A 24,229-nucleotide genomic window follows, 5' to 3' on the forward strand; every position below is an offset into this window, starting at 1 on the left:
GTGGAGCCTCCGAGGAGGCTCCACACGGGAAACGCGATCAGGCCGGGATGAGGAGCTCCTGGCCGACCTGGATCAGGTCGGGGTCGGAGATGCCGTTGGCGTCGGCGATGCGCTGGTACTGGTTGCCGTCGCCGTAGACCTTCTCGGCGATCCCCCACAGGGTGTCACCGGGGTCGACGGTCCAGCGCTGCTCGGCCGGAGCGGCCGGGGCGGCCTCCTCGACCGGGGCCGGGGCCTCGGCGGCGACCGGCGCGGCGGCCGGGACCGGGCGCGGGTTGTCGGTGTTGGTGCCCGACGCCCACGTGCTGGAGCCGTTGGAGCCGTAGACGACCAGGTTGCGGTCGTTCTGCAGGACGAGTCGCGAACCGGGGTTGCCGCTCGTGTCGCTGGACCACGTCGACTGGCCGGAGGTGGTGTACAGGACGAAGTTGCCGTCCTCCTGCATGGCCGCGCTGGTCGCGCCGGAACCGTTGGTCCCGGACGCCCACACCACGTCGCCGCCGTCCTTCAGCACGAGGTTGCCGTCGTCCTGCAACGCGAGCACGTACCCGTTCTCGGACTCGAGCTGCTGGCCGATCGCGAGGGTCTGCCCTGCCTGCAAGGTGTCCACGTGTGATGCCTCTTCCGCTTTTTGATCAACTACGAACGGCGGGGACCTTACCGCCATTCGGAGCACTCCGCCGGTCGCCACGCGGGCGCCAGCGGACCGGTCAGGCCAGGGGTTCGGGCGCTTCCGGGACCTCGACGGCGGCGGGGCGGGCGCGCTTGCGCTGCCAGAGGAAACCCGCGGTCCCGGCCGCGGCGAGCAGCACCGCGCCGCCGAGCCACCACGCCAGCGGCGAGGACTCGTCCGCCCGGCCGGAGATCGTCACCATGCCCGCGGGCGCCTGTCCGGGGATCGTGTCGGGGAAGTCGCCCGGCAGGGTGATGGTGTCGCCGCCGTCGAGCAACCGGTTGTCGCGCCGGAAGTCCTCCAGCGTCGGCGGGTAGACCTGGCCCGCCGGGTCGATCAGCACCCGGCTGCCGTCCGGCTTGGTCACGACGTGCACGACGATGTTCTCGACGGCTCCGCCCTCGCGGACGATCTTGATCTGTTGCGACCACACGGCTCCGGACTTCCCGCCGGACTCCTGCTTGACCAGCGCGGCGACCTCGCTCTTGCTCAGGGGCGCGGCCTTCGGCGTGCCGCACGCTCCGAGCAGCAGGACGAGCACGGCCACCACGGCCGCGCCCAGTGCGGTTCTCCGCGGGCTCTGGGTCTTGTCGACTTCGGGCATGGCTCAGTGTCCTACGGTCGCCGTGGGGGACGTCCCGCCGGGGTCGCGGGCCGGAAGTCCGCGCGGGACACTGGATCGACCGGTCCACCGAACCAGGGGAGCCCGATGACGACGATCGCGGACGCCGAAGCGCTGTGCACCGCGGATGGAGGGCTCGGCACGATCGCGACCCTCCGCGCGGACGGCACGATCCAGACGTCGGTGGTGAACCTCGCGTTCCTGCGGCACCCGTTTCGGGAGGCCCAGGTCGTCGGCTTCGTCACCTACGGCAAGGTGAAGCTGGCGAACCTGCGCTCCCGCCCGCAGATCACCGCGACCGTCAAGTCCGGGTGGAAGTGGGCGGCGGTCGAGGGGACCGCCGAGCTGTTCGGCCCGGACGACCCCGACGACCGCCTCGACGCCGAAGGGCTGCGGCTGCTGCTGCGCGACGTGTTCACCGCCGCGGGCGGCACGCACGACGATTGGGACGCCTACGACCGCGAGATGGTCGAACAGCGGCGCACCGCGGTGTTCTTCGAGGCGACGCGGGTCTACGGCGTCGCGTGACGGTCCGCGGCCACCAGGGTCTCCAGGGTGGCCGCGACCTCGTCGGGTGACGGCATCGCGGCGATCTCCCGGCCCACCAGGACGGCGTTGGCGCGGAACTCCGGCTCGGTGAGGCAGCGCGTCACGGCCGCCGCGACCGCGGACGGCGTGGCCTCGTCGCCGACCAGCGCCAGTCCCGCGCCCAACGCCGAGACGCGGTCCGCCTGCCGAGGGTGGTCCGCGCCCTTGGGCAGCACGACCAGCGGGATGCCGTGGCCCAGCGCCGCGAACGTCGTGCCCGCGCCGCCGTGCGTCACGACGACGTCGACGCCGACCAGCAGTTCGTCCAGCGGCGCGAACGACGTGAAGCGCACCCGGTCCCGGTCGACGTCGAAGTCGGCCTCGCGCCCGTCCGGCCCCAGGGTGACCACCACGTCGACCCCGTCCAACGCCCGGATCAGCGCCGACAGCTCCGCGGGGTTGGTGAAGTACTGGGACACCGTGCCGAACGTGACCAGCGCGGTCGGCCGGTCGGCCCGCGCGGGCGTCGCCGCCGCGGACCCCGGCCTGCTGTGCGCCACCGGCCGGATGAGCAGTCTTTCGGCGGGCGGTCGGCGGTCGGCGTAGTTCAACGACGGCGGGCAGGAGTCGACGTAGCGGAGCGCGGGCTCGCGCCGCAGGCCCCGGTCGGCGAAGCGCGACGCGGCGACCTCGGCCACCGCCTCGGTGCTCCCGGTCGGCGGGAGCGAGATCATGCCGAACACCACGCAGGGAACGCCTTGGGCGGCCGCGACCAGCGGGCCGACGCAGTCGACGATCTCGTGCACCACCAGGTCCGGCTTCCACTCCGCGGTCGCGGCCAGCGACGCCTCGGCGGCGAGGTCCACCCTGGCCCCGCCGAACAGGTACGCGTCCGAGTTCTTGCCGTCACGGAGGCGCGGGTCGGCTCCGGTCGCCCGCACGGACTCAGTGATCACCTCCTCGGTCGACGGTCCCGCCACGAGCAGTTCGAACCCCTCGGGCTCGACCGCGGGCACGCCGGACGCCGCCGTGAGCACGCCGACGACGTGGCCGCGGGCCGCGAAGGCGCGCGCGAGCGGCATCATCGGCAGGAGGTGGCCGTAGAGCGGCGCGGAGGAGAAGAGGACTCGCATCGGTCGGTGGCGCCTTTCGACGGGTGGGCCGCGACGCGGAAGTCGTGGCGTACCACCGTTCGTACCAGCCGGTGCGGCCACCTGCCCGCCCCCGGACCGGAGTCGGCGAAAAGCTGCCGGTCAGCTGCGGGCGCCCGCCTCGGCTTCCATCCGGTCCCACTCCTCCTGCGCGCGCCGGTGCCACCGGTTGCGGCGGTCGTGGAACGCCGCCGCGGCGCGGGGACCGGGCCAGCCGTGGTCGAGCAGTTCGGCGGGCAGGTCGGGGTCCAGGAACGGGAACCGGCGCCACTCCTGGATCAGCCGGACCTGGTGGACGAACACGTCGCGGGGAGCCTTGGCCGACGCGGCGTCGACCCGGTCGACGAAGGCCAGGTACCGCTTCTCCACGTCGTCGAGGTTCCAGGCGTCCTTGAGCACCTTCACCGGGTCGCCGAGGCTCACGGCGGTGCCGGTCCACGCGTACGCCCGGTCCTCCAGACCGAGTTCCGCGACGATCGCGCGGAGGTCGGCCTCCTTGGCGGCGTCCGGGACGATCCACAGACCGGGGGAGGGCGAACCGAGGCCCAGCCACGTCAGCTTCGTGCGCAGCCGGTGCCGCAGGGTCCGCTGGGTCTCGGGGACGGCGACGCTGAGCACCAGCCAGCGACCGTCCCAGGTGCGCGGGCGGCGCATGAACCCGTAGATCCGGTCCGCGCCCTCCCGCAGCAGGTCGGTCCCCTTCGGCGTGAGGTGCTGCCGGACCGTGCGGCCGTGCTTGGTCGACGTGAGCAGGCCGTCCGCCGCCGTGCGCGCCAACGCCTGCCGCGCCGCCTTGGGCTCGACGCCGAGCGCGCCCAGCGCCGTCACCAGCGTCCCCGTCCACGCCTCGCCGTCGCGGGGGAGCACGAACTCCCCCAGGAGCGTCAGCAGGATCGACGGCGCGCTCGGTGTCGAGTCCTGGTCGTTGGCCACCGCTGGTCTCCGGGTCGGTCGGGGGAGGGGATCGCGGCATTGTCGCAGGCGGACAGGGGCTGACGTGCGCGAACACGCCGTTCCCCGGAGACTGGACGGGCCCGCCCCGGAGGAGGTCGCCGTGCTCGACGGGATGCCGCTGGTGGACGCCCACGTCCACGTGCCGGTGCTCGGCTCGCTCAAACCCGCCTGGCGCACGTGGGCGGAGGACTTCGGCGCGGACGGCGTGCTGGCCGAGGTGTGGGACTCCGACGGGACACCGCGGCCGGACCGGCTGGCGGCGCTGTTCGCCGCGCAGGGCGTGGACGTGGCGCTGCTGTTCTGCGAGTACAGCCCGAAGGCGACGGGGACGCAGGCGTTCGAGGACCTGCTGCCGATCGTCGAGCACGCCCCGGACCGGTTCCGGCCGGTCGCCAACGTCAACCCGCACCTGCACTTCCCGATCGCCGCGGAGGTGCGGCGGCAGGTCGGGCTCGGTGCCGCCGCGCTCAAGCTGCACCCGGTGCACGGCGGTTTCCGCTGCGACGACGCCGCGCTGTACCCGGCGTACCAGGTGTTGGAGGAGAGCGGCGTGCCGCTGGTCGTGCACTGCGGGACGAGTTCGTTCCCCGGTTCCGCCAACGAGAACGCCGATCCGCGGTTCCTGCTGCCGGTCGTGCGGGACTTCCCCGGTCTGCACGTCGTGCTGGCCCACGGCGGGCGCGGCTGGTGGTACGACGCGGCGGCGTTCCTCGCGCTGTCGACCGAGACGGTGTGGATCGAACTGTCCGGTCTGCCGCCGAAACGCCTGCCCGACTACTACCGTAACTTCGACCTCCGCAGGCTCGCCCGGAAGTGGATCTTCGGCACCGACTGGCCCGGTGTGCCCAGCACCTCCGGCAACGCCCGCGCGGTGGCGGAACTCGTGCCGGAGCTGGCCGCGGACGTGCTCGGCGGCAACGCCGCGCGGGTGTACGCCGGACTCCCGCCTCTCCCGTCCTGAGTGGACGGTCAGGGGAACGCGGTGAGCGCGCGCTTCACGACCGGTTTGAGCTGGCGGCGGGTCGTTCCGGCGGACGCCTGCACGGCCAGGCCGGTCGCGACGGTGAAGAGGTACTTCGCGAGTTCCGCGGGCTGTTCGGTGCGGGGGAGGTCGCCCTGGGCGACCGCCGCGCGGAAGCGGGACGCCAGCCGGGCCTCGGTGCCGCTGCGGTAGTCGCTGAGCAGCTCCACGACCCGGAGCTGGTCGTCGGTGCGGCCCGCGAGACCGCCCTGCACTGTGAGGCAGCCGTGGGGTTTGCCCAGCGCGGTGACGGCGAGGAGGTTCCCGCGCAGGTAGTGCTCGGCGACCCCGCGCGCGGTCGGGAGGACGAGCGCGTCGGCGAGGTAGGCCATCTCGGTCTCGGCGTAGCGCCGGACGGCGAGCCCGAACGTGGTCTCCTTGTTGCCGAACGTGTTGTAGAGGCTGGGGCGGTTGATGCCCATGGCGGTGGTCAGGTCGTCCAATGTGGTGGCCCCGTACCCCTGCCGCCAGAACACCGCGACCGCCCGGTCGAGCGCCTCCTCGAGCACGAACTGCCGCGGTCTCCCCGTCGTCGCCATGGCCGCCACTCCTTTGCTCCACCCCGGCGGGAACGACCCTACGATGATCACGTCGACCGCGCGGAACGCGTGCTCGACCGGGTGACACGACGGCCGGCGCCGGTGGGAGTTCGGGGGCGTCCACCTGGCGGACCGCGGCTGGACCGAGTGGCGGGTGGGGTGCATGGTGGGTCCGACGGTGTCGGGCGGTGAGGAGAGCCATGCGCTACTTGTTTCGACCGCCTGCCGGGGACGCGGCCGAGTTGCTGGCGTTGCCGTGGGAACTGCCCTTGGAGTCGTGGGACCCGGCGTTGCTGCTCGAAGTGCCCCAGCGGGGGATTTCACGGCATGTCGTGCGGTTCGTGTCGTGTGACGGGTTCGTCTACGCGTTGAAGGAGATCGCCGAGTCGTTGGCCCGGCGCGAGTACTCGCTGTTGAGCGGGTTCGAGGACGACGGGCTGCCCGCGGTGTCCGTGCTCGGGCTGTGCGTCGACCGGCCCGGTGATCAGCAGGCGATCCTGGTCACGCGCTACCTGGAGTACTCGATGTCCTACCGGTACCTGTTCTCCAGTCCGCGCATGGAGCACTCCGTGGAACGGTTGCTGGACCCGCTGGTCGAGTTGTTGGTGCGGCTGCACCTGGCCGGGATCTACTGGGGCGACTGTTCGTTGTCGAACACGCTGTTCCGGCTCGACGCCGGGAACCTGGCCGCCTACCTGGTGGACGCGGAGACCGCCGAGCGGCATTCGAGCCTGTCCCGTGCCCGGCGGGAGTACGACGTGGAGATGGCCGCCGAGAAGGTCGCCGGGGAGCTGATGGACCTGGCCGCAGGCGGGGTGTTGCCGGTGGAGATCGATCCGATCGAGGTGGCCGAGGGGTTGCCGGTGCGGTACGCGGCCCTGTGGGACGAGGTCACGTACGAGGACCTGTTCCGGCTCGACGAGCAGCGCTACCGGGTCGCCGAGCGGTTGCGGCGGTTGAACGACCTGGGGTTCGACGTCGGCGAAGTGGAGCTGGTGACCTCTGCGGAGGGGGCTCGGTTGCGGGTGGACCTGCGGGTTGCCGAGCCAGGGCAGCAGCGGCGGGAGCTGTTCCGGTTGACCGGGTTGGAGGTCCAGGAAGGGCAGGCGCGGCGGCTGCTCAACGACCTGCGGTCGTTCCGGGCGTACCTGGAGCAGCGGGACGGGAAGCCCGTCGCGGAGACGACCGCCGGGCACTACTGGCTCAACGAGGTGTACCGGCCCGTCGTGGAGGCCATTCCGCCCGATCCGACCGGGCGGCGCGCGCCCGCCGAGATCTTCCACGAGGTGCTGGAGCACCGGTGGCTGGTGTCGGAGCGGGCCGGGCGTGACGTGGGGACCACCGCGGCCGTTCGCTCCTACCTGGAGAACGTGGCGGCGCTACCGGACGAGCCAGACGGCGGCGTTGTCGGGGAGTAGGCCGTCGGGGGTGAGGGGGACGCTGCTCAAGGCGACGTGACCGTGCTCGGGCAGCGGTGCGGGGGTGGTGCCGAAGTTGACCACGCAGGTGAAGGCGGGGTCGCGGTCGAAGGCGAGCACGTCGGTGTCCGGGGTGTCGCGGAACCGGAAAGTGCCGTCGCCCAGGGCTTCCGTGGTCCGGCGCAGGTGGAGGGCGGTTCGGTACAGCTCCAGCATGGAGGTGGGGTCGCCGGTCTGCGCCTCCACGGACAGCGGGCCCCAGTCGTGGGGTTGGGGGAGCCAGGTCGTCGTGCCCGTGGTGAAGCCGTAGGGCGGCGTGGTGCCGGACCACGGGAGGGGGACGCGGCAGCCGTCACGGCCGCGTGCTGTGTGGCCAGAGCGTTCCCAGGTGGGGTCTTGCAGGACGTCGTCGGGGAGGTCTTCCACCTCGGGGAGGCCCAGTTCCTCGCCTTGGTACAGGTACGCGCCGCCGGGGAGGGCCAGGGTGAGCAGGATCGCGGCTCGGGCGCGGCGGATGCCCAACTCCAGGGAGGCGGGGGCATCGGTGACGTGCCTGCCCGCCACCTGGGTGAGGCGGGCGTAGCGCGAGACGTGGCGGGCCACGTCGTGGTTGGACAGCACCCACGTCGGCGGCGCGCCCACGGCCACGTGCTCCGCCACCGTCTCCTCGATGGTCTTGCGCATGTCCGCGGCCAGCCACGGGGTCGTGAGGTAGCCGAAGTTGAACGCGGTGTGCAGCTCGTCGTTGCGGAGGTAGCGGGAGAGGCGGGCCGGGTCGTCGACCCAGGCCTCGGCGACGAAGACGCGTGGCGGGGTGTACTCGTCGGCCAGCGCGCGCCACTCGCGGTAGATCTCGTGGACCTCGTCGCGGTCCCAGTGCGGGTGCCCGGTCCACGGTGGGCGCACCAGGTGGCCCTCGACCTCGATGCGGGTGGGCGGCCAGGTCAGCTCGCCCACGTCCGGGAAGCCCCGTTCCTTGACGAGCGAGTGGGCCACGTCGATGCGGAAGCCGTCCACGCCGCGGTCGAACCAGAAGCGCAGCGTGTCGGTGAAGTCGGCGCGAACCTCCGGGTGGTCCCAGTTGAGGTCGGGTTGGGCCGGGTCGAACAGGTGGAGGTACCACTGGCCGTCGGCCACCTGCGTCCAAGCCGGGCCGCCGAAGACGCTGCGCCAGTCGTTCGGCGGCTGATCGCCCTTGCCGGGGCGGAACAGGAAGCGGTCGCGGGCCGGGGAGCCGGGTGGTGACGCCAGTGCCTGGCGGAACCACGGGTGCTCGCTGGAGGTGTGGTTGGGGACGATGTCGAGCAGGACGCGCAGGTCGCGGTCGTGCGCCTCGCGCACCAGCAGTTCCGCGTCGGTGAGGGTGCCGAAACGGGGCTCCACGGCGCGGTAGTCGCTCACGTCGTAGCCCGCGTCGATCATCGGCGACGGGTACCAGGGGTTGATCCAGATCGCGTCCGCGCCGAGCGCGGCGATGTGGTCCAGGTGCGCTCGCAGACCCGCGATGTCGCCGAGCCCATCGCCGTCCCCGTCGGCGAAGCTGCGGATGTACACCTGGTAGATCACCGCGCTGCGCCACCACTCCGGCTGTGCCACTGGGTCGCTCCTCTCCGGGGGGACTCGGTGTCGTCGATCTTGCTCCGGTCGAGCGCGTCCCGCTGGCCGGAGAACCGGTCGCCGAAGATGTGGAAGCGCTCCCACGATGACCGGTAGGTTGCGAACCGGTCCCCGAGTCCGGAGGAGTGCCCTGATGGCAGCCGTGACCGAGAGCATCACCAAGAACCGCCAGCCGATCGCCGTGCTGCGGGCGATGGCCGCACGGGCCTTCGGGGACGAGCGGGTGCCCGAAGGCGACGACTGGGTCGAGGAACTGGGGCACGGGTGGTTCAACGTGGCCTACCGGATCCGGCTGGCCGACGGCGAGCCGGTGGTGCTCAAGATCGCGCCGCCCGCGTCGGTCGAGGTGATGACCTACGAGCGGGACATGATGCGGACCGAGGTGGCCGCGCTGGAGCTCATCCGCGCGCGGACGTCCGTGCCGGTGCCCGCCGTGCTGTTCCACGACGTGAGCCGGGAACTCTGCGACGCGGACTACTTCTTCATGGAGTTCGTCCACGGCGACAACCTCGGCATCGTCAAGGACGAACTGGCGCCGGGGGTGTACACGTCCTGCGTCGAGGCGATGGGGGCGGCGAACCGCGACCTCAACCAGGTCAAGGGCGACCACTTCGGGCCGCTGCTGGGAACGGGTGGCGGGTCGTGGCGGGAGGTGTTCGGCGGGATCCTCGAGGACGTGCTGCGCGACGGCGAACGGCGTGACGTCGACCTCGGGTGGGACTACGCCGTGGTGCGGTCGGTCATCGCGGAGTACGCGGACTCCCTGGACGAGGTGACCGAGCCCGCCTTCGTGGAGTGGGACCTGTGGGACACCAACGTGATGATCCGCGACGGCGTCCTGGTGAGCATCATCGACCACGAACGCGCGCTGTACGGCGACCCGATCATGGAGGGCGGGTTCGCCGCGTCCGAGCTGGCCGAGTTCCCCGGCGACTCCTCGGACTTCATCCGCGGCTACGGCCAACCGCCCTTCACCGAGGGGGAACGGCGGCGGCGCAGGCTCTACGGGCTGCACCTGGTGCTGGTCATGGTGATCGAGACCGTCTACCGCGGGCACACCGACCTGTCGCAGTACGACTTCGCGCGCGCCGCGCTGGACGGCCTCATGGAGAACACGTTCGGGCGGCGGCGGTGACGGCCGGTTGAGCGTCGTCGAGACGCTCGGCGGGAGGCCGGTCGGGCGGCTGCTATGGGGGAACTCGGTCCAGGGGACGATCTCCGTCGCGTTCTACGGCGTCTACGCCCTGACGAACGCCTGGTTCGTCGCGCGCGGCGTCGGGCCGATCGCGTTCGCCGCCGTCACGCTGGTGTCGCCGGTGATGCTGGTCCTGGGAGCCGTGGCGACGACGGTCGGCGCGGGCGGGGCGTCGCTGGTGTCGCGCGGCCTCGGCGCGGGCGACCTCCGGCAGGCCGCGCGGGCGACCGGCACCGCGTTCCTGGTGTTCTGGACGGCGGCGATCGTCCTCGGCGCGGCGGGCGTGTTGCTGCTCGACCCGTTGCTGACGCTGCTGGGCGTCACCGACGAGACCCGCGGCTACGCGCACGACTACGGGCTGATCGTCCTGGCGGGCTCGATCACCGCGACCGGCTTCTCCAGCCTCGTGCGGGCCGAGGGCCGGATGCGCTTCTCCACCATGCTGTGGGTCGTCCCGGTCGTCACGCAGATCGTGCTCGACCCGCTGCTGATCTTCGGGTTCGACCTCGGCGTCCGCGGCGCGGCACTGGGCTCGGTCGGCGGCCAGGCCGTGTCGATGCTGATGAGCCTGTGGTTCTTCTTCCTCCAACGCGACCGGCCGTACCGCGTCGGGCTCGCCGACCTGCGCCCGCACTGGCCGACGCTGCGCGCGCTGGTCTCCGTGGGAGCGCCGTCGTTCCTCGGCGGGTTCGGCGCGACGCTGGTCGTGGCGCTGGTCAACAACCTCCTCGTGGCGGTCGGCGGCGCGGTGCTGCTGAGCGCGTACGCGATCTGCGGGCGCGTCGGCACGTTCGTGCTGATGCCCCAACTCGGGATCTCCCAAGGGATGCAGCCGCTGATCGGCTACGACACCGGACGCGGGGAGACAGGTCGGGCGGACCGGGCGCGCACGCTCGCGCTGCGCGCCTCGGTCGCCTACGGGACGGTCGCGTGCCTGCTGGTCGTGGTGTTCGCCGAGCCGGTGGCCGCGGCGTTCACCGACGACCCCGCCGTGCGGGCCGCGGCCGTGGGCGCTCTGCGGATCATCGCGCTGAGCTACCCGCTGGCGGGCGTGGCGATCCTGGTGTCGGCGTACTTCCAGGCCGTGGGGCGGCCGGTCCCGTCGTACGCGATCTCGACCGGGGTGATCATCGCGGTGCGGGTGCCGCTGCTGCTGGTGTTCAGCCTGTTCGGCGTCCTCGGGCTGTGGATCAGCTTCCCGGTGGCGGAACTGGTGGCCGCGGGCGCCGCGCTGGCGATCCTCAGCCTGCTGCGGCGCGCAGAGCCGGGACGCCGTCGCCTTCTAGGTCGTCGCAGAACGCCGAGCGGCCCGTCATCGCCATGATCAGCGCCACGGTCTGGCCCGTGACGAGCGGTCCGTCGCCGGTGGTGAACGGGCCGTCCGTCGCGACGAGCCGCAGGCCGTCGACTCGGCCCTTGGCGCGGACGACCTGGTCGGTGCTCGCGTAGTACTCGGCCAGCCGCGTGATCGTGGCGACCGGGTAGGTGCGGTGCACGCCCAACGGGCGGCGGACGTCCTCGCCGTGGACGATCGTCTCGCCGAGCAGCGCGAGGACGGGGACGGGCGGTTTGGTGGTGCTCGTGACGATGCGGCGGAACCGGTCGAGCGTGTCGGCGGGGGAGTCGCCCAGGTGCTCGGCCAGCCGCATGGCCACCATCTTGTCGAAGTCGAACCGGCAGCGGATCACGCCCGCGAGCCACCGCACGGCGTTGAGGTTCGCCGAGGCGGTGATGTGCGCGAGCACCTCCCGCACTGTGAGGCCCGTGCACAGCGACGGCGTGGACCACCGCTCGGCGGGCAGGTCGGCGAGGTCGTCGGCGAGCGCCGCGCGTTCGGCGTGGACGAGGGCCCAGAGGTCATCGGTCATGGCGGGTAGGACTCCCTCGGCGGGCCGTCGTCATCGGTCGGCGACGGCGTCTCGGATCGCGGCCGCGACCATCGCCATCGTGGCACGGGCGCGCTCGGGGTTCTCGGTGAGGAAGTAGTGGTCCACGTTCGGGGTCAGGTCGTGCCGCACGGGCACGCCCGCCTCCCGCAGCCGGGCCGCGTAGCGGTCGCCGTCCGGCCGCAGCACGTCCCGTTCGGCGGTCAGCACGACCGCGGGCGGCAGGCCGGTCAGGTCCGGCGCGAGCACGGGGGAGGCGTAGGCGTCCGCGCGGGTGGCGGGGTCGGGGAAGTAGACGCGGCGCACCAGCCGCCGGAGCCCCGCGGAGATCATGCCCGGCCCGTCGTCCAGGTCGCTCGCCATGTCCAGGGCGGGCACCCCGAGCACTTGGAGCACGGGGCGGAACGACCCGGCGTCCCGCGCTTGCAGGCACACCGCCGCCGCGAGTCCGCCGCCGGAGGAGAACCCGCCGACCGCGACCCGGTCGAACTCCCCGGCCGCCCACGCCGCCGCGTCGTGGCACTGGTGCTGCGCCACCGGGTACGCCACGTACGGGCCGGTGCGGAAGTCGATGTTCACCACCGTGAGCCCCGTGGTAGCGGCCACGTATCGGCACCACCAGTCGTCCATGCCGGGATGGCGCATCAGCCAGGCGCCGCCGTGGAAGTGCACGTACGCGCCCCGCTCCGAGCCCGCGTAGACGTGCACCGGCACCTTCCCGTGCCGCGTGTCCACCTTGCGCACACGGGGTTTCGGCAGGTCCGACCCGGCGAACCGGAGGTTCTCGCCGTAGCGGACCGTCCAGCGCGCGGTGGCGTGCATGAGCGTCGCGTGCAGCCGGTCGTCGAGTCGCATGGAGGATATTCGGGCGGTCCGAGGAATTTGGATCACCCGAACAGGTGTTCCCGAGGCCCACTCCGGGTACCACTCCAGCAACGAAGACCGACGACTTGCTGGGAGCGGACATGCCTTGGGTTCAGCGACACCGACGCCGCACGCCGTACAGCTGGTTCCGCACCACCACCGTGCAGGCCCACCACCGCAAAGCGCCGGGCACCAACGCCATCATCGGCCTCGCCATCGCCTTCGCGGTGATCCTGCTGCTGATCGTGATCTTCTAGACCGCCGGGTCACCGCCGCCACGCAGGGCGTAGTAGCCCGCGGCGGCGGTGCCCAGGCAGAGGGCCAGCGCGCTGAGGCCCAGTGACCAGTGCACGCCCACCGCCGCGCCGAGCAGGCCGACGGTGAAGCCGCTGCCGGCTCGCAGGCCGCCCGAGGACATGCCGTAGAGGCCCACGACGCGGCCGCGGTCCGCCGGCGGGGCGAGGAGTTGGACGACGGTCTGACCGATCGACATGGACGCCATGTTGGCCACGCCGCCGACCAGCAGCATCAGCAGCGCCACCGGGTAGCTCGCGGTGAACGCGAAGAACAGGCTCGTCAAGCCGTAGACGGCGGTGCTGAACACGGCCGCCTTCACGTTCGGCTTGATCCGGCCGGTGGCCTCCAACAGGATGCCGCCGATCACGCCGCCCGCGCCGTTGGCGAACAGCAGCACCCCGTACGTGAGGCCCGCGCCGCTGGTGCCCAGGTCGTGGGCGAAGATCGGCATCGACGACTGCAGCGACGCCCCGACGAAGAACGAACCCAGGCCCGCCAGCACGATCATGCTGACCAGGGTGCGGTTCGAGCGCACGTCGCGGAGCACGCGCAGCGAGTCCACGACACCCAGCCGGGCGCGGGGGACGCCGTCGTTGCGGGTGTGGCCGGTGAACTTCGTGCGGAACAGGAACAGCGTGAGCGGCAGGTAGAACACGATGTTCGCGAAGATCCCGGCGGTCGGCCCCAGCAGGAGCAGCAGCGCGGACCCCACCACCGGCCCGAACAGCACGCCGAGGCTGCGGAACGTGGCGTTCAACCGGACCGCGCTGGGCAGTTCGTCCGGTTCCACGAAGTCGTGCAGCAGCAACTGCTCGCCCGGACCCCACAGCGCGCCCGCGCACCCGTGCAGCACCAGCAGCACGCACGCGTGCCACACCTGGAGCGTCCCGGTCAGGAACAGCACGCCCCACGCCGCCGACACCAGCATGAACAGCACCTGCGCGGCCTGGATGAGCCTGCGGCAGTCGAACCGGTCGGCCAGCGACCCGAAGTAGACCGAGAAGAACAGGAACGGCAGCCAGTGGCTGATCACCTGGAACCCGCTGAGCGCGGGGGAGTGGAACTTCTCCCACAACACCCAGTAGGTGATCACGTGCTCGATGTTGTCGGCCATCATCGCCAGGCCCGCGCCGAACAGGTACGGGCGGCAGTCCTTGTTGCGCAGCGCGGCGAACTTGCGCGGGACGGCGGGCACGACCGGTTCCGGCGGGGCTTCGACGATGTGGGCGGGCACTCCGCACGCGGCGCACATGGTGGCTGCTCTCCTCGGGTTCGACGGCGATCGGGCAGGGCGGTGCCGAGCCGTCGGTGCCAACCGCGAGCACAACGTGTCCCCCGATCGCACCATAACAAACCACCAGGTCGGCCCATCCGCGCGCCGGCGGCGTGGGTGATCGTTGGGACATGACCCACGCCATGGACACCGACCACGTCGACCACTCGATCAACGTCACCGGGGAGTACGAGAAGACCTGGGCGCGCTACGAGGAACTCGGGTTCACGCTGAGCCCGGAATCCCGGCACGCGGTGACGGTCGAGGCGGGCGGCCCGATGGTGCCCAGCTGCACCGCCAACCGCTGCGCCTACTTCGGCGAGTCGTTCATCGAGCTGATCGGCATCGTCGACGCCGCCGCGCCCGACCCGTGGCACGTCCTGCCGCTGGTCGACCGCTACCAGGGCCTGCACGGCGCCTCGTTCGGCTTCGGCGACTCCGAGCACGCGCTCGTCCGGCTGCGCTCGGTCGACCTCGCGTCGTCCGGCGTCCTGTCGCTGCAACGCCCGGTCGACACCCCCGACGGCCCGGCCACGGTGCGCGCCCGCAGCGTCCACATCGACCGCGCCAAGACCCCCGAGGGCATCCTGCACACCGCCGAACACCTGACCCCGCAGTTCGTCCACCAGCCGAGGTTCCTCGAGCACGCCAACGGAGCCCGCTACCTGGACTCCGTGCTGCTGGTCGTCGCAGACGACGAACTGCCCGCCTACCGCGACCGGTACACGGCGATGCTCGGCCGCCCGGCCACGACCGACGGTCCCCGCCAGGTGTTCCAACTCCGCGTGGGCCGCGTGGAGATCATCCCCGCCTCGGCGCTGCCCGAGGTCCTGCCCGGCGAGACCGCCCCCGTGCTGCCGTTCTGGGCGGCGCAGGGCGTGGTCGTGGAAGACCTGACGATGGCCCGCACCCTGATCGAGGCCAACGGGATCACCACCCACCCGGTGCCGGACGGCTTCTTCGTCAGCGCGGCCGACGCGTACGGCACGGCCGTGGTGTTCCGCTAACGGGGGCACGACCGGGTCGGTCACCTCACCGACCCGGTCGTCCTCCGGTCAGCTACACGTGATCGTCGCGTCCGCCCAGTCCGCGTGGTCGTAGCGGGCGCCGTCCACCGTGGGCAGCACGGCCAGGTGGACGTACTGCTGGCCCGACACGTCCGCCGTCACGCGTTTGGCCGTGTCGGTGCCGCGGACGACGCCGCTGGTCGCGAGTTGGCGGCCAGGGGCCCACACCTCCATCGTCACGCTGCCGTTGTCGCCGACCTCGTCGTCCAACCCGACCGTCGCCTGGAAGGTCGTGCAGCGCCCGCCGAGGTAGTAGCGGACCTCGCTGCGGGCGTGCACGCCGATGCCGCGCGGGTACGTCGTGCCGCCGATGGTCAGCGTGCGGCCGTCACCCGAAGATCGTTCGCCGTTGCTGCGGTCGGTTTCGACCGGGCCCCACGCGCTGGCCGCCAGGCTCGCGGTCAAGGACGAGACCTGGGTCGTGCCGGACGGCGGGGTGGCGAACGTGCCCGTCCGCGCCACGCGGTAGACCACCGTGCCGTGGGCCGGGACGGAGGCGGAGATCGTGCCGGACGTGGTGGTGACCGCCTTCGACCAGAGGTCCGTCAGCCGGTAGGAGGTGGCGTTGCCGAGGCTCGCGGCGGCCGCCGTGGTGCCGATGGTCGCGGTGGAGCCGGTCTCGTTGAACAGCGCCACGGCGACGTCGCCGTTGTCCAGCGGCTTGGTCAGGACGTGCAGACCGTTGGTGCTGCTCAACTCCGTCGCCTGCACGCCGAGGCTGTCCTGGTCGAGCGCGATGACGTCGCGGTTGGTGAGGATCGCGTACGTGGCGGCGCTCGCGGACCGCAGGTCCGCGCCGATGAGCAGCGGGGCGTTCATCATCGACCACAGCGTGAAGTGGCTGCGGTACTCGGTGTCGGTCATGCCGCCGTTGCCGACCTCCAACATGTCCGGGTCGTTCCACGCGCCGCGCTGCGAGTCCGTCGACCGCTGCACGTTGGACTTGAAGATGTTCAGCATGCTGCCGTAGTTGTCCTCGATGTCACCGGTCGTGCGCCAGCTGTTCCCGACGCCTTGCGCCCAGTCCCACGGCGAGTTCGAGCCCCACTCGCAGATGGAGAACAGGATCGGCCTGCCGGTGTCGCGCAGGGCGTCGCGCATCGCGGTGTAGCGCTGCTGCGCGCTCTGGCCGAGGTGGTCGCCGCAGTTGTCGTACTTCAGGTAGTCCACGCCCCACGACGCGAACAGGGCCGCGTCCTGCCGCTCGTGGCCGATCCCGCCGGGGAAGCCCTGGCTGTCGCAGGTCTTGGTGCCCGCGCTGGTGTACAGCCCGAACTTCAGGCCCTTGCCGTGCACGTAGTCGGCGACGGCCTTGATGCCGTTGGGGAACCGCGTCCGGTTCGGCACGAGGTTGCCGCTCCCGTCGCGCGACGACTCGGCCCAGCAGTCGTCGATGTTGACGTAGTTGTAGCCGGCGTCCTTGAGGCCGCGGGAGACGAACAGGTCGGCGATGCCGCGGACCATCTGGTCGTTGAACTCCGCGCGGCAGTGCGTGGAGTTCCAGTTGTTGAAGCCCATGGCGGGGGTCTGGGCCAGGCCGTTCTCCAGTGCCGCGGCGGGCGTCGCGGGGACGACGACCGAGCCGACGACGGTGAGCAGTCCGAGCAGGGCAGAGCCGAGTGCTGTCCGACGCTTCGTTGCGTGCTTCATACAGCCCCAATTCTTCGGGATCGAACAAAACTGATCAGAAGGCGGCGCAGAATCATCGGACCCGAACAAGCAGGGGTGGGTCAAGGGGCATCCGGCGGGTTTCCGCCGCCCTGTCGGGACACAGCGGCGGAAACCCGGCCGTCACGCGATGGCGACCAGCGCCCGGTGGTGCTCCGGGTGCTCGACCTCGTCGATCAGCGCCACGGCGAGGTCGGCGTAGGAGAACGCGTCCGCGCCCTCCAGCACGGCCACGCCCCCGGACCGGTACGCGCCGGTGCGCTCGGCCTCCGCGTCGAGCACCACGGGCGGCGGCGCGAGCACCACCCAGTCGACCTCGGTCCCACCGGCGCGCAAGACCTCCAGTTGGGCCGCGTGGCCGAGGGAGAACGCCCGGCCGTCCGCCGGGAAGCCCTCCGTGTCGTGCAGCGGCACGCCCGGCGCGACCTCCAGCGTCGTGCCGATCCCCACCGCCACCAAACGGCCGACGCCCGCCTCCGCGAGTCCGGCCAGCAGCGCCTTCGCCGCGTCCCCGAAGAAGTCGGGCGCACCAGCCTGGTAAGCGGCCTGCACCACGGCGTCGTGGCCGCGCGCCACCGCCGCCACGCTCGCCGCGTCCGTCACGTCACCCGCCACCACGGTCCCGCCGAGCCCCGCGTGCGCGGCGGGATCCCGCACCACCGCCGTCACCTCGTGCCCGCGCGACACCGCTTCCGCGACGGCCCGTCGACCCGCCTTGCCGCCCGCGCCGAACACCACGATCCTGCTCACCCCAGCAGCTCCCGTTCGCCAGGGCCGGTGCTCGCCACCGGCCGCCGGAGCGGACGCTAGAGGGCCGTACCCCAGTTCCCGCAACGGTAGTGAGTACCCTCGGGGACATGAGTGAGCCGCTCGACCCGGCGATGTTCGACGACTGCGGCGACGTCCTGGGACCGGTCCGCATCGGCGACAAGTGGACCGCGCGGATCCTGGTCTGCCTCAAGGACGGCAGGCGGCGCTTCTCCGAACTCCAGGTCCCGCTGCGGGGGATCACGCCGAAGGTGCTGACCGAGTCCCTGCGGGCGGCCGAGCGCGACGGGTTCGTCGAGCGGCACGCCTACCCGGAGATCCCGCCGCGCGTCGAGTACGAGATCACCGACCTCGGGCGGTCCCTGCTCGGGGTGATGGAGACGACCTGCGCGTGGACGGCCGCGCACCTGACCGAGCTGATCCGAGCGCGGCAGGCGTACCTGGACCGCACGGCCTCCTAGCCCGCCGAGTCCGGGTAGCGGTCGCGGAACGCCGGGCTCGCGGCCGGGCCCGCGGCGAACACGTAGTCGTCGCCGTCGACGCGGCGGCCGGTGGCGCGGTCGACCAGGACCGGCTCGGCCTCCTCACCCGTCTCGGCGTTGACCAGGATCATGCTGCGGTCGGCCGGGTCGAGCCGGGAGTTGCCCCACGCGGCGAGCGCGACCACGACCGGGCGCAGCGACCGGCCGAGGTCGGTGAGCACGTACTCGTGCCGCACCGGATTGGTCTGGTACGGCCGCTTCTCCAGCACTCCGTTGGCCACCAGCGTCTTCAGCCTGCTGGTGAGGATGCTGGTGGAGATCTTCAGGTTGTCCTGGAACTGGTCGAAGCGGCGGTAGCCGTCGAAGCAGTCGTGCAGGAGCAGCAGCGTCCACCACTCGCCGACGTAGCCCAGCGCCGTCGACAGCGGGCACTCGCGGTCTTCCAGCCGGATCTTGCTGACCACTGGTCGCCGTCCCTTCCTCCGAAGTCGGTTCGACTTTAGCAGTCACCCCGGTTACGGTGACTGCTAAGAACGAAGTCACTCGACGAGGGGACGGACATGAAGACCTGGTTCATCACCGGAGGCACCCCCGGCGGCTTCGGCGCGGCCTTCGCGGACGCCGCGCTGCGCGACGGCGGCCGGGTGGTGCTCACGGCCCGCCGGACCGAGCCGCTGGGGGAGTGGGCCGAGCGCCACGGCGACCGCGTGCTCGTCCTGCCGCTGGACGTCACCGACGGCGACCGGGTGCGCGAGGCCGTGGCCACCGCGGAAGCCCACTTCGGCGGCATCGACGTGCTGGTCAACAACGCCGGACGCGGCTGGGTCGGCTCGGTCGAGGGCATGGACGACAAGGCCCTGCGCGACTCGTTCGAGCTGAACTTCTTCGCTGTGCTGGACGTGACCCGCGCGGTCCTGCCCGGTATGCGCGCCCGCGGCGACGGGTGGATCGTCACCATGTCGTCGGTCGCGGGCCTGGCAGGGGTGCCGGGCTTCGGGTCGTACTCGGCGGCGAAGTTCGCGGTCGAGGGCCTGACGGAGGTCCTGCGCGCCGAGGTCGAGCCCCTGGGGATCAACGTGCTGACCGTGGAGCCGGGCGCGTTCCGCACCAGCGCCTACGCCGGGTTCGCCCACGAGCCCGTGACCGAGGCCGTCGAGGACTACCGGCCGCTGCTGGAGGCGGTCAACGCCACCATGGTCGAGCAGCACGGCAACCAGCCCGGCGACCCCCGGCGCGGCGCGGAAGCCGTGGTGGCGGCGGTGAACTCCGCCCACCCGCCCCGGCGGCTGGTGCTCGGCGGGGCTGGGTACGACCGGGTCGTGTCGGCGCTGGAGGAGACCCTCGCCGAGGTCCGCGCGCACGAGGCCGTGTCCCGCGGCGCGGACTTCCCGGTCGGCGCGTGACCTGAACGGACCCGCCCGCGACGGCGGGACGGGTCCGCTCGTGTCGGGGTCAGCCGCAGTTGCCCCAGGACTGGCGGCCGCCGTAGGCGATGACCGTGCCCGCCGGGTTCCACACCCAGCCGGAGTACATCACGCACCGGCCCGCCGCGTTGTGGGTCACGGACTCCCAGTGCTCCGCGTCGAGGTCGGCGCGGTAGTACGAGGCGTCGTTCTGCACGACCAGTTCCACGCTCACCCGCGACGGGGTGCCGTGGTAGGCGGTCTTGCGGGTGACCACGCAGTTCGCGCCGGTCGCGCTGTTGTAGGTGAGGTGGACGTACCCCCAGGTCGAGCCGCCGGTCGTGATGGCGCGCGTGCCGTCGGTGACGAGGTGGAAACCGGAGCCGCAGCCGTTGAGGATCGCCTCGGCCTGGGTGTGCGCGGACGCGGCCGGGACGACGGTGACCATCAGCGCGGCGGCCGCCGTGAGCAGGCCGAGCAGGGTTCGGATTCGTGCCATGGTGTCGAGTTCTCCTGGATCGCGGGAACTGGTCGGCGGCGACGGCTCCCCCCGTCGCCGAGGGTCTGGTGGAGTCGCGACCGGGCAACCCCTCCGTGCCCGGTGCGCCGCCCACCGTGCCCCGCCGGTCCTTCGCCGATCTTGCGAGCGACCTTGAACCCGCTGCTCGCGCGCTACCCCGCGTAGCCGGTTCGCCGACCTCACGCGCCTGGATCGGGTGACGGGCTGCGACCGCTGTCACCACGGCGTCAGGATCGCGTAAAACCCCCGGTCGCGGGTGTCAAGGACACGTCAGGGACCGCCGAACGGCTGACTTCGCGGCGCACGCTCATCCCTGTCGCGGTCGCCGTCGGGGTGGCCTTGAGCCCATGTGGGGAAGGAGCAACGCAGATGGCCGACCTGGCCTACGCCTTGCTGCTGATCGGTGTCTTCGCGCTGCTGGCGCTGACGTTGCGCGGTCTGGAGCGGTTGTGAGCGGCACCGGGGTTCTGGCGAACGCCGTGGGCGGCGTGCTCGCCCTGCTGTTGATCGTGTACCTGTTCGTCGCGCTGATCAGGCCGGAGAAGTTCTGATGTCATCGACTTTGGCAGGCCTGCTCCAGGTAGGTCTCCTCTTCGCGGCGCTGGCGGTGGTCTACCGCCCCCTCGGCGACTACATGGCCCGCGTGTTCAGTTCGGCCAAGCACAGCCGCGTGGAGACCGCCCTCTACCGCTTCGTGCGGGTAAACCCCGACTCCGAACAGCGCTGGGGCACCTACGCCCAAGGGGTCCTGGGCTTCTCGTTTGTCTCCGTGGTCTTCCTCTACCTGCTGCAACGCCTGCAACCGCTGCTGCCGTTCGACTTCGGTCGCGGCGCGGTCGCGCCGGGCATGGCGTTCAACAACGCCGCCAGCTTCGTGTCGAACACGAACTGGCAGTCCTACGTGCCCGAGGTCGTCATGGGCCACGCGGTGCAGATGGTCGGCCTGACCGTGCAGAACTTCGTGTCCGCCGCCGTCGGCCTGGCCGTGGCCGTCGCGTTGGTGCGCGGGTTCATCCGGTCCAAGACCGACCGGCTCGGCAACTTCTGGGTCGACCTGGTCCGCGGCACGCTGCGGATCCTGCTGCCGATGGCGTTCGTGTCCGCGATCGTCCTCATCGGACTCGGCGTGGTGATGAGCCTGCGCCAGGGTGTCACGGTGGTCGGCCCGGACGGCGTGTCGCACACCATCGCGCTGGCCCCGGCGGCCAGCCAGGAGTCCATCAAGCTGCTGGGCACCAACGGCGGTGGCATCTTCAACGCCAACTCGGCGCATCCGTTCGAGAACCCGAACGCGTGGGCGAACCTGCTGGAGATCTTCCTGCTGCTGGTGATCCCCGTGTCGCTGACCCGCACGTTCGGCACGCTGGTCGGCAACCCCAAGCAGGGGTACGTGCTGCTCGGCGTGATGGGCACGCTGTGGTCGGGGATGCTCGCGGTGATCTGGTGGGCCGAGGCCCACGGCCTGCGCCCCATGGAGGGCAAGGAGACCCGCTTCGGCGTCGCCGGATCGACGTTGTTCGCCGACTCGACCACGGGCACGTCCACCGGCGCGGTGAACTCCGCGCACGACAGCTACAGCGGACTCGGCGGCGGCGGAACGCTGCTGAACATGCTGTTCGGCGAGATGACGCCCGGCGGCGTCGGCACCGGCCTGTACAGCATCCTGGTCATGGCGATCATCGCGATGTTCCTGGCAGGCCTGATGGTCGGTCGCACGCCGGAGTACCTGGGCAAGAAGCTCGGCAAGCGCGAGGTGACCGCCGCGGCGGTGTCGATCCTGGCGATGCCGACCGTGCTGCTGCTCGGCGTCGGCGTCGCGCTGATGCTGCCGGGCACCAGCGGCGCGCTCAACAACCCCGGCGCGCACGGGTTCTCCGAGGTCCTCTACGCCTACGCGTCCGCGTCGAACAACAACGGCAGCGCGTTCGCCGGGATCACGGTCACCAACGACTGGTTCCAGTCCTCGCTCGGCGTCTGCATGCTGCTGGGCCGGTTCGTCCCGATCGTCGCCGTCCTCTGCCTCGCCGGCTCGCTCGCCGCGCAGAAGAAGGTCCCGGAGACCGCGGGCACCCTGCCCACCACCGGACCGTTGTTCGCCACGCTGCTCGGCGGCAGCGTCGTGCTGGTCGCCGCGCTCACGTTCGTTCCCGCTCTCGCACTCGGTCCCATCGCGGAGGCACTGCTGTGACCACCACCGCCCACCGTCCACAGCGGACTCCCCAGGACGTTCACCCGCCCGTGCCGGGACGTCAGGTCGGCGGGGGAGTGTTCAACCCCCGGCAGCTGCTCACCTCCTTCCCGGACGCGCTGCGCAAGTTCGACCCGCGCCACCAGCTCCGCAACCCCGTCATGTTCGTCGTCTGGGTCGGGTCCGTGCTCGTCACGGTGTTCGCCGTCGGCGACCCCAGCGGGTTCTCCATCGGCGTCGCGGCCTGGCTGTGGTTCACCGTGCTGTTCGCCAACCTCGCCGAAGCCGTCGCCGAAGGGCGCGGCAAGGCGCAGGCGGAGTCGTTGCGCAAAAGCAAGAAGGACACCGTCGCCCGGCGGCTCGGGGAGGACGGCCGCGAGGAGGTGGTGCCCGGCACCGACCTCCGCATCGGTGACCTGGTCGTGGTCGAGGCGGGTGAGGTGATCCCCGGCGACGGCGACGTGGTCGAGGGTATCGCGACCGTCGACGAGTCGGCGATCACGGGTGAGTCCGCGCCGGTGATCCGCGAGTCCGGCGGCGACCGGTGCGCCGTCACCGGCGGCACGACCGTGCTGTCGGACCGGGTCGTGGTCAAGATCAGCACCAAGCCCGGCGAGTCGTTCGTGGACCGGATGATCGCGCTGGTCGAGGGCGCGGAGCGGCAGAAGACGCCGAACGAGATCGCGTTGACGATCCTGCTGTCGACGTTGACGATCATCTTCCTGCTCGCCGTCGTGGCGCTCCAGCCGATGGCCGCCTACTCGGGCAGCGCCCAGTCGGTGATCGTGCTGACCGCGCTGCTGGTCTGCCTGATCCCGACCACGATCGGCGCGCTGCTGTCCGCGATCGGCATCGCGGGCATGGACCGCCTGGTGCAGCGCAACGTCCTGGCCACCTCCGGCAAGGCCGTGGAGGCCGCGGGCGACATCGACACGCTGCTGCTGGACAAGACCGGCACCATCACCTTCGGCAACCGGCGCGCGACCGACTTCGTGCCCGTCGGCGGCACCACGCCCGAGCGGCTCGCCGAGGTGGTCCGGCTGTCGAGCCTGGCCGACGGCACGCCCGAAGGACGCAGCATCGTCGAACTCTGCGGCGAACTGCACGGGCTGTCGGCCGAGGCGACCGACCACGAGAAGACCGGCGAGTTCGTCGAGTTCTCCGCGAACACCCGGATGAGCGGCATCGACCTCGACGGCCTGCGGGTGCGCAAGGGCGCGGCCGCCGCGGTGCGGGCGTGGGTGCTGGAGCAGGGCGGCGAGGTCTCCGGCGAGGTCGGGCCCGTCGTCGACGAGATCAGCGAGCAGGGCGGCACCCCGCTGGTGGTCGCCGAGGAACGCGACGGTGTCGCGGTGGTGCGCGGCGTGATCCGGCTGTCCGACGTGGTGAAGCCGGGCATGAAGGAGCGGTTCGCCGAACTGCGGGCGATGGGCATCAAGACCGTGATGGTGACGGGCGACAACCCGTTGACCGCCAAGGCCATCGCCGACGAGGCCGGGGTCGACGACTTCCTCGCCGAGGCCAAGCCCGAGGACAAGATGGCGCTGATCCGCCGGGAGCAGGAGGGCGGCAAGCTGGTCGCGATGACCGGCGACGGCACCAACGACGCCCCCGCGCTGGCGCAGTCCGACGTCGGCGTCGCGATGAACACCGGCACGTCCGCCGCCAAGGAGGCGGGCAACATGGTCGACCTGGACTCGGACCCGACCAAGCTGATCGAGATCGTCGAGATCGGCAAGCAGCTGCTGATCACCCGCGGCGCGCTGACGACGTTCAGCGTGGCCAACGACCTCGCGAAGTACTTCGCGATCCTGCCCGCCATGTTCGCCGGGATCTACCCGCAGCTCGACAAGCTCAACATCATGCACCTGGCCACCCCGCAGTCGGCGATCCTGTCCGCGGTGATCTTCAACGCGCTGATCATCGTGGTGCTGATCCCGTTGGCGCTGCGGGGAGTCCGGTACCGGCCGTCCAGCGCCTCCGCGCTGCTGCGGCGCAACCTGCTGGTCTACGGCCTCGGCGGCGTCGTGACGCCGTTCGCCGGGATCTGGCTGATCGACCTGCTCGTCCGACTCGTCCCTGGAATCGGGTAAAC

General features: G+C 71.6%; 25 protein-coding genes. 12 read left to right on the forward strand and 13 right to left on the reverse strand.

The genetic code is table 11. The annotated features are described in order from the left end of the window. Positions 1–37: 37 nt before the first annotated feature. A complete protein-coding gene (locus ACFWW9_RS11930) occupies positions 38–610 on the reverse strand; it encodes a LysM peptidoglycan-binding domain-containing protein (RefSeq protein WP_390374955.1) in 573 nt (190 codons plus the stop codon). Between the two features lie 100 nt (positions 611–710). Continuing rightward, the gene (locus tag ACFWW9_RS11935) at positions 711–1,277 is read right to left on the reverse strand and encodes a hypothetical protein (protein WP_390374958.1); all 567 of its coding nucleotides are present in this window, start codon (positions 1,275–1,277) and stop codon (positions 711–713) included. A gap of 105 nt (positions 1,278–1,382) precedes the next feature. On the opposite strand from ACFWW9_RS11935, the gene ACFWW9_RS11940 reads away from it, so the two are divergent. Then, complete coding sequence (locus ACFWW9_RS11940) at positions 1,383–1,823, forward strand: TIGR03618 family F420-dependent PPOX class oxidoreductase (protein WP_390374961.1); 441 nt, start codon at positions 1,383–1,385, stop codon at positions 1,821–1,823. Here the strand turns inward: ACFWW9_RS11940 and ACFWW9_RS11945 are convergent. Both ACFWW9_RS11945 and ACFWW9_RS11950 read right to left on the reverse strand, forming a co-directional pair. Further along, complete coding sequence (locus ACFWW9_RS11945; protein ID WP_390374964.1) at positions 1,808–2,956, reverse strand: glycosyltransferase; 1,149 nt, start codon at positions 2,954–2,956, stop codon at positions 1,808–1,810. The two genes, ACFWW9_RS11940 and ACFWW9_RS11945, sit on opposite strands and share 16 nt — an antisense overlap. A gap of 120 nt (positions 2,957–3,076) precedes the next feature. Then, complete coding sequence (locus tag ACFWW9_RS11950) at positions 3,077–3,907, reverse strand: PaaX family transcriptional regulator C-terminal domain-containing protein (protein WP_390374967.1); 831 nt, start codon at positions 3,905–3,907, stop codon at positions 3,077–3,079. 64 nt (positions 3,908–3,971) lie between these two features. On the opposite strand from ACFWW9_RS11950, the gene ACFWW9_RS11955 reads away from it, so the two are divergent. Beyond that, positions 3,972–4,889: an amidohydrolase family protein gene (locus ACFWW9_RS11955; protein WP_390374970.1), complete on the forward strand. Its 918-nt coding sequence runs from the start codon at positions 3,972–3,974 to the stop codon at positions 4,887–4,889. Between the two features lie 8 nt (positions 4,890–4,897). On the opposite strand, the gene ACFWW9_RS11960 is transcribed toward ACFWW9_RS11955, so the two are convergent. Then, the gene (locus ACFWW9_RS11960; protein ID WP_390374973.1) at positions 4,898–5,488 is read right to left on the reverse strand and encodes a TetR/AcrR family transcriptional regulator; all 591 of its coding nucleotides are present in this window, start codon (positions 5,486–5,488) and stop codon (positions 4,898–4,900) included. A gap of 200 nt (positions 5,489–5,688) precedes the next feature. Here ACFWW9_RS11960 and ACFWW9_RS11965 point away from each other — a divergent pair, with 200 nt between their 5' ends. Continuing rightward, on the forward strand, positions 5,689–6,906 hold the full coding sequence (locus tag ACFWW9_RS11965) for a DUF4032 domain-containing protein (RefSeq protein ID WP_390374976.1): 1,218 nt from the start codon (positions 5,689–5,691) through the stop codon (positions 6,904–6,906). On the opposite strand, the gene ACFWW9_RS11970 is transcribed toward ACFWW9_RS11965, so the two are convergent. Beyond that, entirely contained in the window at positions 6,868–8,502 is a 1,635-nt protein-coding gene (locus tag ACFWW9_RS11970; protein ID WP_390374979.1) for a glycoside hydrolase family 13 protein, read from the reverse strand. The genes ACFWW9_RS11965 and ACFWW9_RS11970 overlap by 39 nt on opposite strands. Positions 8,503–8,656: 154 nt before the next feature. Between ACFWW9_RS11970 and ACFWW9_RS11975 the strand changes: the two genes are divergently transcribed. Continuing rightward, positions 8,657–9,658, forward strand: a complete 1,002-nt coding sequence (locus ACFWW9_RS11975; RefSeq protein WP_390374982.1) for a phosphotransferase family protein — start codon at positions 8,657–8,659, stop codon at positions 9,656–9,658. Positions 9,659–9,665: 7 nt separating this feature from the next. Next, entirely contained in the window at positions 9,666–11,042 is a 1,377-nt protein-coding gene (locus tag ACFWW9_RS11980; RefSeq protein WP_390374985.1) for an MATE family efflux transporter, read from the forward strand. Here the strand turns inward: ACFWW9_RS11980 and ACFWW9_RS11985 are convergent. Both ACFWW9_RS11985 and ACFWW9_RS11990 read right to left on the reverse strand, forming a co-directional pair. Continuing rightward, entirely contained in the window at positions 10,960–11,586 is a 627-nt protein-coding gene (locus ACFWW9_RS11985; RefSeq protein ID WP_390374988.1) for a maleylpyruvate isomerase family mycothiol-dependent enzyme, read from the reverse strand. The genes ACFWW9_RS11980 and ACFWW9_RS11985 overlap by 83 nt on opposite strands. 30 nt (positions 11,587–11,616) lie before the next feature. Continuing rightward, a complete protein-coding gene (locus ACFWW9_RS11990; RefSeq protein ID WP_390374991.1) occupies positions 11,617–12,459 on the reverse strand; it encodes an alpha/beta hydrolase in 843 nt (280 codons plus the stop codon). A gap of 110 nt (positions 12,460–12,569) precedes the next feature. Here ACFWW9_RS11990 and ACFWW9_RS11995 point away from each other — a divergent pair, with 110 nt between their 5' ends. Then, positions 12,570–12,725: a hypothetical protein gene (locus ACFWW9_RS11995; RefSeq protein WP_390374994.1), complete on the forward strand. Its 156-nt coding sequence runs from the start codon at positions 12,570–12,572 to the stop codon at positions 12,723–12,725. Here ACFWW9_RS11995 and ACFWW9_RS12000 read toward each other — a convergent pair. After that, the gene (locus tag ACFWW9_RS12000; RefSeq protein ID WP_390374997.1) at positions 12,722–14,017 is read right to left on the reverse strand and encodes an MFS transporter; all 1,296 of its coding nucleotides are present in this window, start codon (positions 14,015–14,017) and stop codon (positions 12,722–12,724) included. The genes ACFWW9_RS11995 and ACFWW9_RS12000 overlap by 4 nt on opposite strands. 152 nt (positions 14,018–14,169) lie before the next feature. Between ACFWW9_RS12000 and ACFWW9_RS12005 the strand changes: the two genes are divergently transcribed. Then, the gene (locus ACFWW9_RS12005) at positions 14,170–15,045 is read left to right on the forward strand and encodes a VOC family protein (protein WP_390375000.1); all 876 of its coding nucleotides are present in this window, start codon (positions 14,170–14,172) and stop codon (positions 15,043–15,045) included. A gap of 48 nt (positions 15,046–15,093) precedes the next feature. On the opposite strand, the gene ACFWW9_RS12010 is transcribed toward ACFWW9_RS12005, so the two are convergent. Together ACFWW9_RS12010 and ACFWW9_RS12015 are read right to left on the reverse strand one after the other, a co-directional pair. Further along, entirely contained in the window at positions 15,094–16,755 is a 1,662-nt protein-coding gene (locus ACFWW9_RS12010; RefSeq protein WP_390375003.1) for an NPCBM/NEW2 domain-containing protein, read from the reverse strand. A 141-nt stretch (positions 16,756–16,896) separates the two neighbouring features. Further along, positions 16,897–17,523 carry an NAD(P)-dependent oxidoreductase gene (locus ACFWW9_RS12015; protein WP_390375006.1) on the reverse strand — a complete coding sequence of 209 codons (627 nt, stop codon included), beginning with the start codon at positions 17,521–17,523 and terminating at the stop codon, positions 16,897–16,899. Positions 17,524–17,630: 107 nt separating this feature from the next. Between ACFWW9_RS12015 and ACFWW9_RS12020 the strand changes: the two genes are divergently transcribed. Further along, complete coding sequence (locus ACFWW9_RS12020) at positions 17,631–18,002, forward strand: winged helix-turn-helix transcriptional regulator (protein ID WP_390375009.1); 372 nt, start codon at positions 17,631–17,633, stop codon at positions 18,000–18,002. On the opposite strand, the gene ACFWW9_RS12025 is transcribed toward ACFWW9_RS12020, so the two are convergent. Continuing rightward, entirely contained in the window at positions 17,999–18,487 is a 489-nt protein-coding gene (locus ACFWW9_RS12025) for a winged helix-turn-helix transcriptional regulator (RefSeq protein WP_390375012.1), read from the reverse strand. The genes ACFWW9_RS12020 and ACFWW9_RS12025 overlap by 4 nt on opposite strands. 96 nt (positions 18,488–18,583) lie before the next feature. On the opposite strand from ACFWW9_RS12025, the gene ACFWW9_RS12030 reads away from it, so the two are divergent. Then, the gene (locus ACFWW9_RS12030) at positions 18,584–19,426 is read left to right on the forward strand and encodes an SDR family NAD(P)-dependent oxidoreductase (RefSeq protein ID WP_390375015.1); all 843 of its coding nucleotides are present in this window, start codon (positions 18,584–18,586) and stop codon (positions 19,424–19,426) included. A 49-nt stretch (positions 19,427–19,475) separates the two neighbouring features. Here ACFWW9_RS12030 and ACFWW9_RS12035 read toward each other — a convergent pair whose 3' ends face one another. After that, the gene (locus ACFWW9_RS12035) at positions 19,476–19,925 is read right to left on the reverse strand and encodes a hypothetical protein (protein ID WP_390375018.1); all 450 of its coding nucleotides are present in this window, start codon (positions 19,923–19,925) and stop codon (positions 19,476–19,478) included. Between the two features lie 470 nt (positions 19,926–20,395). On the opposite strand from ACFWW9_RS12035, the gene kdpF reads away from it, so the two are divergent. Genes kdpF through kdpB form a run of 3 tightly spaced genes read left to right on the forward strand, consistent with a single transcriptional unit; the run spans position 20,396 to position 24,227 of the window. Beyond that, complete coding sequence (gene kdpF / locus ACFWW9_RS12040; protein ID WP_259620762.1) at positions 20,396–20,497, forward strand: K(+)-transporting ATPase subunit F; 102 nt, start codon at positions 20,396–20,398, stop codon at positions 20,495–20,497. After that, complete coding sequence (kdpA, locus tag ACFWW9_RS12045; protein ID WP_390375021.1) at positions 20,497–22,134, forward strand: potassium-transporting ATPase subunit KdpA; 1,638 nt, start codon at positions 20,497–20,499, stop codon at positions 22,132–22,134. Before kdpF ends, kdpA begins: the two co-directional genes overlap by 1 nt. Beyond that, complete coding sequence (kdpB, locus tag ACFWW9_RS12050) at positions 22,131–24,227, forward strand: potassium-transporting ATPase subunit KdpB (protein WP_390375024.1); 2,097 nt, start codon at positions 22,131–22,133, stop codon at positions 24,225–24,227. Before kdpA ends, kdpB begins: the two co-directional genes overlap by 4 nt. Positions 24,228–24,229: the final 2 nt, after the last annotated feature.

The sequence above is a fragment of the Umezawaea sp. NPDC059074 genome, assembly GCF_042738955.1.
GTDB lineage: Bacteria > Actinomycetota > Actinomycetes > Mycobacteriales > Pseudonocardiaceae > Umezawaea.